This is a genomic window from Shewanella cutis (assembly GCF_022410515.1).
GTDB lineage: Bacteria > Pseudomonadota > Gammaproteobacteria > Enterobacterales > Shewanellaceae > Shewanella > Shewanella cutis.
This window is the reverse complement of record NZ_JACSDI010000001.1, coordinates 327,742-339,689: the sequence shown is the minus strand read 5'-3', so window position 1 is coordinate 339,689 and position 11,948 is coordinate 327,742. Positions and strand designations below refer to the sequence as shown.

At 41.2% G+C, this 11,948-nt stretch carries 13 protein-coding genes and 1 tRNA gene; 6 read left to right on the top strand and 8 right to left on the bottom strand.

Annotated features, from left to right (window positions below; genetic code table 11):
* The first annotated feature begins 12 nt into the window (after positions 1-12).
* Genes H9J30_RS01705 through H9J30_RS01690 form a run of 4 tightly spaced genes read left to right on the top strand, consistent with a single transcriptional unit; the run spans position 13 to position 4,975 of the window.
* Positions 13-1,218, top strand: coding sequence for a class I SAM-dependent methyltransferase (locus H9J30_RS01705; protein WP_240129412.1), 1,206 nt, complete (start codon positions 13-15; stop codon positions 1,216-1,218).
* 15 nt (positions 1,219-1,233) lie between these two features.
* A complete protein-coding gene (locus H9J30_RS01700) occupies positions 1,234-3,012 on the top strand; it encodes a 1-deoxy-D-xylulose-5-phosphate synthase (RefSeq protein WP_240129411.1) in 1,779 nt (592 codons plus the stop codon).
* Positions 3,013-3,768 carry an SDR family NAD(P)-dependent oxidoreductase gene (locus H9J30_RS01695; protein ID WP_240129410.1) on the top strand — a complete coding sequence of 252 codons (756 nt, stop codon included), beginning with the start codon at positions 3,013-3,015 and terminating at the stop codon, positions 3,766-3,768.
* Positions 3,758-4,975 carry an ATP-grasp domain-containing protein gene (locus tag H9J30_RS01690; RefSeq protein ID WP_224021832.1) on the top strand — a complete coding sequence of 406 codons (1,218 nt, stop codon included), beginning with the start codon at positions 3,758-3,760 and terminating at the stop codon, positions 4,973-4,975. Before H9J30_RS01695 ends, H9J30_RS01690 begins: the two co-directional genes overlap by 11 nt.
* A 56-nt stretch (positions 4,976-5,031) precedes the next feature.
* On the opposite strand, the gene H9J30_RS01685 is transcribed toward H9J30_RS01690, so the two are convergent.
* The 5 genes from H9J30_RS01685 to H9J30_RS01665 form a co-directional block, all read right to left on the bottom strand.
* Complete coding sequence (locus H9J30_RS01685) at positions 5,032-5,892, bottom strand: N-acetylneuraminate synthase family protein (RefSeq protein WP_240129409.1); 861 nt, start codon at positions 5,890-5,892, stop codon at positions 5,032-5,034.
* Between the two features lie 67 nt (positions 5,893-5,959).
* Complete coding sequence (locus H9J30_RS01680; RefSeq protein WP_240129408.1) at positions 5,960-6,229, bottom strand: hypothetical protein; 270 nt, start codon at positions 6,227-6,229, stop codon at positions 5,960-5,962.
* The gene (locus tag H9J30_RS01675; RefSeq protein ID WP_240129407.1) at positions 6,229-7,554 is read right to left on the bottom strand and encodes a motility associated factor glycosyltransferase family protein; all 1,326 of its coding nucleotides are present in this window, start codon (positions 7,552-7,554) and stop codon (positions 6,229-6,231) included. Before H9J30_RS01675 ends, H9J30_RS01680 begins: the two co-directional genes overlap by 1 nt.
* Before the next feature lie 47 nt (positions 7,555-7,601).
* Positions 7,602-7,677 (bottom strand) — tRNA-Arg (locus H9J30_RS01670).
* A 55-nt stretch (positions 7,678-7,732) separates the two neighbouring features.
* Positions 7,733-8,908, bottom strand: a complete 1,176-nt coding sequence (locus H9J30_RS01665) for a flagellar assembly protein FlgT (RefSeq protein WP_240129406.1) — start codon at positions 8,906-8,908, stop codon at positions 7,733-7,735.
* A 275-nt stretch (positions 8,909-9,183) separates the two neighbouring features.
* Here H9J30_RS01665 and H9J30_RS01660 point away from each other — a divergent pair, with 275 nt between their 5' ends.
* Together H9J30_RS01660 and H9J30_RS01655 are read left to right on the top strand one after the other, a co-directional pair.
* Positions 9,184-9,816: a FlgO family outer membrane protein gene (locus tag H9J30_RS01660; protein ID WP_224021835.1), complete on the top strand. Its 633-nt coding sequence runs from the start codon at positions 9,184-9,186 to the stop codon at positions 9,814-9,816.
* Complete coding sequence (locus tag H9J30_RS01655; RefSeq protein ID WP_011073139.1) at positions 9,813-10,262, top strand: LPP20 family lipoprotein; 450 nt, start codon at positions 9,813-9,815, stop codon at positions 10,260-10,262. Before H9J30_RS01660 ends, H9J30_RS01655 begins: the two co-directional genes overlap by 4 nt.
* A 127-nt stretch (positions 10,263-10,389) precedes the next feature.
* Here H9J30_RS01655 and H9J30_RS01650 read toward each other — a convergent pair whose 3' ends face one another.
* From H9J30_RS01650 to flgA, 3 genes are all read right to left on the bottom strand, one after another.
* A complete protein-coding gene (locus H9J30_RS01650; RefSeq protein WP_240129405.1) occupies positions 10,390-10,815 on the bottom strand; it encodes a flagella synthesis protein FlgN in 426 nt (141 codons plus the stop codon).
* 2 nt (positions 10,816-10,817) lie between these two features.
* Positions 10,818-11,144 (bottom strand): flagellar biosynthesis anti-sigma factor FlgM, encoded by a 327-nt coding sequence (flgM, locus tag H9J30_RS01645; RefSeq protein ID WP_240129404.1) that lies wholly within the window; start codon positions 11,142-11,144, stop codon positions 10,818-10,820.
* Between the two features lie 75 nt (positions 11,145-11,219).
* Positions 11,220-11,927, bottom strand: coding sequence for a flagellar basal body P-ring formation chaperone FlgA (flgA, locus tag H9J30_RS01640; RefSeq protein ID WP_240129403.1), 708 nt, complete (start codon positions 11,925-11,927; stop codon positions 11,220-11,222).
* Between the last annotated feature and the right edge of the window lie 21 nt (positions 11,928-11,948).

The window sequence follows — 11,948 nt, the reverse complement described above, 5'->3', positions numbered from 1 at the left end:
TTAGGGATATCTATGAGTAATGTTAAAGTATTGATTCAAGCTAGCTCTCGTTCTTGGGCGGGGGGACGGGATATTTGCATGGGGCTAGTGAATGGTGAAATCGCCGTTGTTAGGACAATTAGACATGCATTAGCCGCATTCCCTGACGCTCAATTATGTCTTGTTGCACCAGAATTTGATCGTGATGGTGAGCTAAATAAGGTTGTGGAAATTATTGCAGATAAGCGTTTGACGGCATTTTACGGATTTGATGAAAGCCCACTTAAACGTATGATTGCAGCATCAATAGAGCTAACAGATGATGATTACATTGTTCGTGTTGACGGAATCCATTTCTGTTTTGATTTTAATCTTAGCCAACAAATGTTAACCATTGCACAACAAAAAAATCTCGATTGCATTAAGTTACCAGCTGATTTTCCTGTTCATTTTAGTTCTGAGATTTTTCGAGTCGGAGCTCTTCGTGAGCTTGCTAATCTTCTCACTACTCCTGAGTTGGCTAAATTTCATGTTCATCCTAAAACGTATTTTGAACTGAATCGTTATGATTATAAGTTTGAACACTTAAAAGTCTTGCCTCAATATTCTGATGAGTATTTAAATGAATGTAGGCAATTGGCGCAACCTATCTATGAGATCCCACGCCAAGAAGTTAATAGCCATCGGATTGCTAGTGGCGATAGACTAGGTTATCACTATCAAATAGCACTTAAATATCTTAAAAAGAACATGAGGGTTTTGGATATTGCTTGTGCTGATGGCTATGGTGTTCGCATGATGTCATCTTCACTATCCTTGGTACATGGAGCTGATTTAGATGCGGAAAGTGTCAATTTTGCTAGGCAGAATTCATCTCAACAAAACGTAGAATTTTTTGTTGAAGATATAACTAATATGTCATTTGATGATAATAGTTATGATGGTGTTACCTGTTTTGAAACATTGGAACATGTACCAGAAGACGCTTGTCTCAAAGAGTTGCTACGTATCATCAAGCCTGGTGGCATGTTAATTCTCAGTACACCACAAAATAGTTATGGTCATATTCCAGTTAATTCCTGTCACTTAGTTGAGTATAATTTGGATTATCTCCTTAAATTGACGGGGCAGTATTTTCACGTTGTTAAGGTAATTGGTATTAAGGCTGGCATTATACATGATGATGCAGATCCTTATGGTACTAATACTGTTTTGGTTTGTATAAAACCAATTCGTTAAATTTAAGGATTTTTTATGGCAGTTAATGATGAACTTAAATTTATAAACTCGACTATTGAGCTTAAAAATTTACCAATTAAGGCTCTTGATATAGAAGCAGATAAAATCCGCCGTTTTTTAATCGACAAGATTTCCACTACTGGAGGACATATTGGAGCAAATCTGTCCGTCATTGAGTTGACTATTGCAATCCATTATGTATTTGACTCCCCTGTTGACAAAATTATTTTTGATACTGGTCATCAAGGGTATACTCATAAATTGATTACTGGTCGGAGAAAAAAGTTCGAATCTTTAAATACCTATAATGGAATGAGTCGTTTTATTGCAAGAGAGGAAAGCGAGCACGATATCATTGATGCCTCGCATGCTGGAACCTCAATATCATTAGCAACAGGTATTGCTGCGGCATTAAAAACTAAAAAATCCGATCATTATACAGTTGTCATTATTGGTGACGGTTCTTTGGTTGAAGGAATGGCATTTGAAGCTCTCAACTTTGGTAGCGTAGATAAGAACTCTAAACTTGTGATAGTTGTAAATGATAATGAGATGGCTATCGCACCATCAATTGGCGGTTTAAGGCAGCTTACCACTGGTGTTGATTGGCATAAGAAATCTCAACATTTTTTTGAAAGTCTAGGTTACAACTATATTGGTGTTCAAAATGGTCATTGTTCAGAAGATGTTGTTCTTGCGCTTACTCATGCCAAGTCACTAGGTCAGCCAACAGTTGTACATGTTAAAACAGAGAAAGGTAAAGGTTTAGCCTGTGCTGCAACTCATCCTTATAAAATGCATTTTTCAATGCCTTTCGATGCAGTATCTGGACTGGGGGCATCACCAACCGTTTCGGGTAAGACTTTTGCTGTGGTTTTGGCCGAAAAATTAGCAGAATTAATGACATTAGATACTAAAATTAATGTTATTACACCTGCCACACCTTATGCATCGTCTTTAGATTATTTGTCTATCCAGTTTCCTGATCGCGTAATTGATGTTGGAATGGCAGAGCAACACGCTGTTGGAATGGCTTGTGGTATGGCTCTGGAAGGGTTAAAGCCCGTGGTATGTATGCAAACCACTTTTATGCAAAGAGCATTTGACCAGTTATTACACGATGCTTGTTATATGAATTTACCTATTACAGTGTTAGGTGTTAGGGCTGGCTTTGCTGGTTATGATGGTTCCACTCATCATGGAGTTTATGATATTCCATACTTAAAATCATTCCCGAATATGCAACTGGAATATCCTATAAATAGTGCAGAAGCTAAAAGGTTGTTAGAAAAACGATTAGAGAACCCAATGGGACCTATGGTTATTTTACATCCTTATGAGCCTTTAATTATACCAGAGCCTCTGTCTGGAGTCCTTCAGCGCGGCTTGTCTGTGGCTGCTATGGGAGAAGATGGCTTTGTTATTTGTCTTGGAAATACATTAGCTAAAGCCTGGGAGTTAAAATCACGTTTAGCTAAATTGGGTAGGACATTTGGTATTATCTGTGTACAGACTATTAAGCCGTTTCCTTCAAATGAGATTCTTGAATTATTAGTTTCTGGTATGGACATCATCACTCTCGAAGAGAGTATATTAGCGGGTGGGTTTGGCTCCTTACTACTTGAAAGTTTCAGTGATTCTGATGTCAATTTCCGAGTCTTTAGAAGTGGCATTATTGATCGTTTTATTCGCCCTGGAAGTAAGCAAGAATGTAGTGATGAAGCGGGTATAACTGCTCAGCAAATAATTATGCAAATCCAGCAGCGTTGGACAGAATATCAAGAGGATAAATGAGTGGGTAGACTCACAGGAAAAGTAGCACTTATCACGGGCGCTTCAAGAGGAATCGGTGCTGGTATTGCGGAAGCGTTTGCGAAAGAAGGTGCTGACGTCATCATTAATTATAATACCAATAGTGAAGCTGCAGCGAACGTAGTTAATAAGCTTAAAAACTTTGGATGTAAAGTTATCGCTATTCGTGCAGATATTACAAAGCGTGATGAGATTCAATATCTAATACAGAAATCACAACTTGAATTTGGGCGTATCGATATTTTGGTAAATAATGCTGGCATTAATCAAAGAGGTTGGTTTGATGAAATAACGGATGAAGCTTGGGATATGATAATGGGGACTAATCTAAAAGGCCCTTTTATGTGTTGCCAAGAGATTTTTCCACTAATGAAAGCCGCTGGTGGTGGCCGGATTATCAACATATCCTCTGTAGCGGGCCAGTATCATGGTCCTAAGACAGTACATTATGCTGTATCAAAGGCTGGTTTAAATAGTTTAACTAAAATACTTGCTCGTTATGGAGCAGAACACAATATTCTTGTTAATGCTGTTGCTCCTGGACTAATTCGTACTGATCAGACCGCTGATGAAATTGATTCGCCTGCAGGAGCTAAGGTCATAGATATGACTTTGCTAAAAAGAGCTGGAAGAATCGAAGATATTTCAGATGCTTGTGTATTTTTGGCCTCGGATGAGCAACAGTATATGACAGGGCAAATACTTGCAGTGAGTGGAGGAGCAATTCTTGATAACTAAAGCCAAGAATCTATTGCTTTTAGGCGCTAGCTCAGATCAAATCTTTGCAATCAAAACGGCAAAGGCGATGGGGCATCATGTTATCGTTGTTGATGGTAACCCTAAGTCCCCTGGCTTTTTAATGGCTGATCAATATGCCGTCGTTAGTACAAGGGATTTACCAGCACTAAAAGCATTTGTCGATGGGTTAAATATCCCTGTGCATGGTGTTGCTGTAATGGGAAGCGATATTTCGCAATATGTGTCCGCTCTTGCAGAATATCTGTCTGTTCCTTGTATTCCGTTAAAGGCTGCCAAGATTGCAACCAATAAACTATTGATGAAGGAATGTTTTGCTGAAAAGGGTATTGCGATTCCTTGGTTTTCTGCAGTGGATAGTTTTGAGCATCTGTGTGAGTTAGTTGTTGAACGAGGGTTTCCACTCGTTCTTAAACCAGTTGATCGCTCCGGAGCCAGAGGTGTGTTCTTGTTAAAAGAGGGGGCTGATTTAGAAACTTTATACCGATGTTCTCTTCAAGAGTCATTTAGTGGTAAGCTCATCATTGAAGAATATCTAGAAGGTCCACAGATCAGTACTGAAACCTTATTTTATCAAGGGAAAGGACATACTATTGGATTTGTTGACCGTAATTATGAAATGTTGGATGTTTTTGCTCCATATATTATTGAAAATGGTGGTTGGCAACCGAGTCGTTTATCGCAACAGCAGCGAAGTGAGATTGAGCGATTAATTGATGATGTTGCCAAAGCATTAGAAATTAGAAGTGGTGTGATAAAAGGAGATATTGTTTATACCTCTTCGGGGCCAAAAGTTATTGAGGTCGCTACTAGATTAAGCGGAGGTGATTTTTCAGAAAGTCTTGTTCCGTTAGGTTTAGGCGTTAACTATGTTCGAACAGCGCTAGAAATTGCGTTAGATATACCGCCTAATTTTGATATATTAATACCAAAGCAAAACCAATTTGTAGCCAACCGTTACTTTTTCCCTAATGAAGGTCAACTGGTCGCTATTCACGGGATTGAACAAGTTAAATCTCAGAATTTCGTCAAAAAGTTAGAATTTTTTGTCAATTTTGATGAAATAATAAGACCAATTTGCAGTCATTCGGATAGGGCTGGTGTATTTATTGTAATTGCAGATTCTTTTGAAGAGTTAGAGATGCGAATAGCTTGGGTTTACAAAACGATTGTATTTGAAGTTTGTTAACCATGTGATGAATAACACAGGATTTTATATCCAGTGTTATTCGATACTACAACTTTCTAAAAATGTGAGCGAATATGCTTTAGTGGTCGTAACCCATCTATTGGATCTGCACGCCAATCTCGATCAGGTGCTTCACTGGGCGCTAATACTTTATCCGGTCTGCCATCAAGTAGTTGCGCTTCTCTGCATTCATTTATGACAAGTTGCATTTGTTCTGGTAACCAACAGTGGCCTGCAGCATATTCTGCGCCCTGTTTGTCTAGGTCAATATGGAACTCAATACAATCAGCTAACCAACGATTAACGGCGCGGCGAATCACAGCCGGTGAAACAGAGTGATCAGACCAACCCACTTTAATGTTGTAGCGTTCACGGAAACGTCCAAGCACAGCTAAGTTACAATCTGCTTTTGGCGTCGGATAGGCTGATACACAGTGTAATAATGTAATATCCTGACAGCCAGCATTTTGCAACACATCAATCGCATGGTCAATTTCCTCAAAATTAGCCATGCCCGCTGAAATCACAACTGGTTTTCCTGTTTTCGCGCAGGCCACTAGCAGGTCGTCCCAAAGTAATTCATAGGATGCGATCTTGTAGAAATCTACAAAGGGTTCAAGCTCTGCTACTGCGTCGAGATAAAACGGGGTACAAGAAAACTGAATACCGTATTCATTGCAGGATTGCTTGAGTTGGGGCAGAAAACTGACGGGCAACTCCCATTCTTTACGTTTACGATGCATTTCACTCTTAGATAGAATCTCAGGTGCAAACAGTTCTTCAATTTTAAACAATTGAAACTTAACGGCATCGCAACCTATCTCTGCAGCTGTTTTGATAAATTCTATGCAACGTTGTAAGTCTCTATGATGGTTACTAGAAACTTCGGCGATAAAGACAGGGGAATGTTTAGTCATAGTGGCTCACTAAATGGCGTTGATAACGTATTAACGGCAAATGATAGGGAAGCTTTATGTTAGTGTTTTAGCTACTGACAAGGCTAATGAGTTCATGCTCTAAGTAATCTGCAAGACTTAGCCAATCGTGTTGCTCCTGAGCTTGTAGCATTGGCGCCAGCATTTGCTGAAATGACGGTAATTGCATCAGCTCGGGGTGATGTTTCTCTATTGAATCGAGGCATAAACGAAATTCCACTGAGGCCTGAGCTTCTTTGCCTAAACGGAAGGAGTGAGCCGCTTGACAAAGCATGTCTTCAAGGGACTGTTTTGATGAATTATGTGGTTTGAACGACATTAAATCAGCTCCTTATATTGCGAACCGCGGATCTTCGCGCCCGATAAACTGGCTTGGTAAAATTTCACCTGTGGATGTTTAGCAATATAGCGCTCTAAATGTCGTAAATAAGCGCGAAGATTAAGATCTGTAGCAATCCGTTGGCCTTTACCATTAATCAACCAATGCTTTGCTTCTTTCACCTTTTGTATCACAGCTTCAACCCATATTTTTTCAGATTTGTCATTGCTTTCAAATGGATAATCATTCCAAAAAGCATGACTTTTATTATTGCAGTAACAAAAGTCACAGCCTAATAGCGTGATTTCCTTAGCATGTAACTTAACGGCTAAATCAATTGCTGGGTGAATCACACTGCCATTTGTAAACAGCCTCAGCTTGGGGTTCAGCTGGTACATGCTGTCGTAAATTTTACTCGTGCCATAAGCCACAAATCTTGGCCCTAGCCAATGGGCTAATACTTCGGGGGCTACCCGAGGAAAATACACAAGATTGATTTCTTGGGTTTCTGACAAAGGCAAATGATAGGAGGAAATTAAACCGTCAATACAGACCACTATATCAGGCTTAATCTGATGGTGAAGTAAGCCACGTAAAGCTGTATCCGCAGCAATCAATAAGGGTCTCGATGGGCTTAAATTCAACGCCTTAAGATAGGCATAATGTTCTTCTAAAGACGGACCTGAGCCTATAACGATTACTTTATATGGATTGTAGCTTTTAGTTAAATGGGCAGCATCGGGATCATTAGTAATAAACACCTGATTATCGGCAAAGCGCTTAAGGATCTGAGGATCATCGATTTGATGGTGTCGATTGGTGAAATCACGATTAAGCTCCATCACCAAGAGATCCCTCAGAGTGGCATTGTCATCACTGACGAGATTAAGATCTGGAGTAATGGCAACATTCGGAAATTGCAGCGTTGCACTGGGCATAGCATTTAATAGCACATTAGAATGACTTAGCCACTCTCTCTGATCGGTGTAACAAAGCAGTAATGCGAATACGGCTAAGTTTAAAATGCAGACTTCAATGCGAGTATAGTGTGGATTTTCAATCAACAGACTCGGTACATCACCCATACCCACGCCATAAACCGTGACTTGGTGAGCATTTGAGGGAAGGGTGCTAATAAACAGCTGTGCTTCAGCGATGCGGTCATGACGGCTGCTGAGCTGAATGCCATTAACGCTGATAGTTTGGTTTTGGCCTTGGACTAAGTGCGCATCAAGATGGTCAATTGATTGGCTTTTTATCGCAGCGGCCACAATTGGCCAGCGTTTAGCAATAATACTCAGATTAGTGGCAAATAGTTCAGTCATTCCGTTTCCTCGGAAGCTTTCGTGTTGATATTACCGACATCACTATCTGGTCTCTCCACAGGGACTCGAACCCCGATCGGCCGCTTAGGAGGCGGCTGCTCTATCCTGTTGAGCTATGAAGAGACGCTGGTGATTATACTGGTTTTATCTTTGATTAAAAGGCTTATGATTTAGTTGCTTAAATCTTAAGCGCAATGTCGTTTATCTGTACATTGTAAACCGCATTTTGGTCAACGAGTACCGCTGTTGCACTTTCTTCACTCACTTGTTCAATTTGTACTGTTGCTCGGCTTTTAGTTGCAACGGCCCGCATTTCATTCAGTCTGTCTGGTAAATTTCGCTGCAACACTACCTGAAACTTATCACTAACACGGATCCCATGTTTACGACCTAAGTTGAGGATAATTCTGTCACCTTGACGGCTGACGACTTGTCCAAGTAGTGGCCTGCAGTTGAGTGTTTTATCTATATCTCGGGTCGCTTCTTGTATAAGTTGACTGATATTTCTGCCATAGGATGAGCGCCAGAATCTATCACTATTAGGGGCTACAATAGCTTGTTCTTCAAATTCCCATGGTGCCGAAGTGTTGTAGGTTTTGCTCCAAACTTCTTCGCCGCTAATGCCGTGATAAAGGCTGAGCTTAAATTGGAATTGTCTTAGTGGCGCTTCATCCCACCACCCCATAAAAGTGGATTGCACAGGCTCTGTCGATATGTCGATGATTTGGGGTAATAAAATATATTGGCTATCGGTGATTTCACTTAGCCAACTCGGGAGTCGATAGCCGCGGATATCGACCAGTTCTTGTGCAATATCGAGTCTTTCTTTTGCGTGGATATGGCTAAATCCGGTTGATGAATAGTCATCTATGCTATTACCGAGCTTTTCGGATATCGCTTCTTCAAACCCCGATAATTGTCCGTAACGTAACTGTGCCCGGTCTTTAATTTGTGCCTGAGGGATTAGTATTGCGGCTTTCAATTGGCCTGTGGGGCACTGTTGAGTTGGGTCGTCATTGAGGTCGAGTCTAAGTGAAACATAAATTTTATTTCCCTGAATGCGTTCGTTGACGAGCTGAATACTGATTGCTTGGGCATAACGATTAATGGCAAAGCTGTTTTGTGTCAGATTGCCATTAATGGTTTGTTGTTCACTGGAAATTTGGATCCCAGTACTGAGGGTGGCATAGCTCACCGCTTGATTGATGGCTTCTTCCCTCGCTTGGGCAATGTTGCCGTTGGTGATGATCGCTTCACCACTGGCTTCGACCCATTCAGCGTGCACTTGATTGGCTTGAAGGATTGCCAGCACTAGGCTGCTAATTATGAGCAAGTTCTTTTTGAGTATGTTCATCAATGAGCCCTTACGTAAGTTGTGCCAATCAGTTGAGTCAGTTTAATGGCAGTTTTATTGGCTCTAAAAGCAAGTTCCGTGCCTAATTTATGATATATCCCCAAACAACCTGAAGTTGCTGAATAGGTATATAGGGTAAAGTTATTGGCACAGCTGTCGATAATCAGGTGAGTTAGTTTGGCCTGTTTTTTGACTTGGTCTAATAATTGCAATCTTTTTGACAAAGATCGCGGCTCGCTTTGAGGCGCATTGATATCGATAATGAGGTTACTCCCATGCTAAAGCGTGCGTTCATTCCCCTAGCTCTTTTGGTGCTGGTTGGGTGTGCGACCAAACCCGTTGCTCCGCCAAAACCTAACTTAGTTGATGGCAATGGTTTGCCGCCAACGGCGGTGATTAACCATTTGGCGCAACGTATCGTGACTGAGTTAGTCAAGCAAAATGATGCATTGCGACCTGATCAACCTATCGTTGTGACTACACCAGTATTAGTGGGTGATATGAGCAGTACCAATGCGGTAGCTCTGCAATTGCAGCAGGGACTCATGGCATCTTTGCACAGTTTTCAATTTAATGTGGTGGAGTTAAATCTTGGTGATGGACTTCGCGTCACAGGCGATGGCGATTTTATTTTGACGCGTGATTGGCAAAAACTATCGACCAACTTACCAGTCGATCATATTGTGGTCTCCACAATGAGTCCGACAACCAATGGTTTGGCGATTAATACTCGAATTGTGACGTTAAGCAATAATCGTGTGGTCTCTGCTTCGCAAACCTTTGTTACACAAAAAGAATTGAGCAATTATATGCAGCCCTCTGAGCAAATAATCTCTCACGATGGAATTTTATATCGCCAGTCGGCCCCTGGCATGAACGAAGTGCGTGTGTTAGGAGATGAAAAATGAAACGCTACCTTTTAGTTATCGCGGCGCTTCTACTTACAGGTTGTGCCGCTAAAGATAAGTATGTTGAATGGGAGGATGTGCCTCCAACAAGCTTCCCTAAGCTGACGGCTATCGGTTATGCACCTTTGGCGACGCAACCTGCCAAAGAGCAATCCCAAAGAGTCTTGATGGCGATGCAGGCGTCTAAAATTGTGGCTTACCGTGAACTGGCCGAACAAGTATATGGACAAAAGATCACCGCTAACAGCAGTGTCAGTGATTGGATGCTCACAGATGACAATGTTAAGGCTTCTGTTACTGGGGTGATCCGCGGTGCCAGAGTTGTAAAAAGCTATCCCGCAGGTGAGCACTATGTTACTGAGTTAGAACTCGATTTTTCTAAAGTATGGCAAATTTATCAACAGCAGAGTCGCCCGCAAAGAATTAAAGAAGTCACTTACTTTTAAGTGATGGCTCACTGAACTAATACAACTAATACAACTAATACATCTGAACTCATACAGGCTATCAATAACAAAAACCGCGCTAATTTAGCGCGGTTTTTGTTTCTAACCCGTTTGGATTGATAACGCTTTAAGCTTTTAAATCATTGCCTAAGCTTGAAAAGGTCGATGTCTTGCCTTTATCGTTATACGTCAGCGTGGTGGCATTTCGACTCGCCTGCAAGGCCTGAGCAAAGCGGTTTAGGCTCGCAAGATTCATTTCTATCAAACTGGCATTTTGTGCGTTGAGATCTTTACACTCGATGAGTGCTTCTTTGACCACAGCCATTTTAGCCGACAATTCTGCTTGCTCAGTGAGCAACGATTTATCACTGTGATTTGCAAGAAAGTCATCATTTGCTTTAAGGGCTTGTAGGCATTTAGATTTTTGCTCAGCAAGCGACAAAAGCAAATCGGCGTTTTGGTCAACCAAAGCGCCTTTTTCTTTAAGGATAATTTGTTTAAGAACAGCCAAATGGGCGTGTTGTTGATCTACCAGTTTAGCTATTTCAGTCATAGTTACTCTTTATTAAGCTCATTTAATTCTGCTTCGAAGCTGGCGATGTTTGCTGCCAACCTTTCGGGGTCAATTTTATAGCGACCTTCGGCAATGGCTTGTTTGATTTCTGCCACTTTCTTTTGGTCGACTTCTGGAAGGCTTGCCATTTTGGTTTGAGCTCCTTGTAGCTGTTGAGCTTGAGCCGTAATGACAACAGAGTCACCCTTTAGTGGAGTCGATTTAGCCGCTACCTGAGATGATTGCTCGTTTTCGCTGCTCTGTTTAGTGCTGTTTGAACGGACTTGTGCAGCCGTTCCGGCGTTAAATTTGCTAATATCAATTGCCATTTTAGGCTCCAGCGTCATGTATACGGGATTTCTTAACTGGGGTATCGGCAGCTCATCAAAAAGCTTTAGCCTATTTTACATTCTAACTTCTACTTCGCCAATGGCCGTGACTGTGGCATCTAGCTCTTTGTTAGAGCTACTATTTTTAACTCGGATTTGGTCGCCAATATTACCATCTTGTAGCGCTTCTCCCACCGTTTTTAATACAAAATTACTTGAACGTACATAAATCGACACAGCGTCATTTTTACAGACAAAGCAAAGGTTGTTAGCAAAAATAGGATTATTTTTCGCAACTCGGCGCTTAACGCGTACGCCTGAAAGCTGATTGATATCGCTAAATTGCATACCGCGCAAACTATTTTGGTCAACATAGCGGATTTCAACTTGTGTTGGGCTGATTAATTCACCAGGTGCTAAAGGCTTTGTTGCTACAACGACAGGGAAAAGAATATCCACTCGAACAGACATAAAAATTTGCCATGGATAGGCTAAATCGGGTGTATCACAACTGACTTTAACGGTGTTATTGCGTCTAATTTCACGATCCGATGCCAGTTCGACTTTTATCGGTGACGTGCATTGCGCCGGTAGCATTCGTTGATCGACCGTTTGTGGATTAATGTCGATTTTCGCATTTGTAGGAACTGAAATCTTTTCATTAATAAGGGCTTTAGCTAATTCGGATATCGCCGATACGCTAGGTACCACTGTTTCAGCATTGGCTGCTGTGGAAATAAAAAGTACGAAAATTCTTAAAAAGTGGACTAAATTTACTTTCATAATGAAGAGACTAGCTTGTAA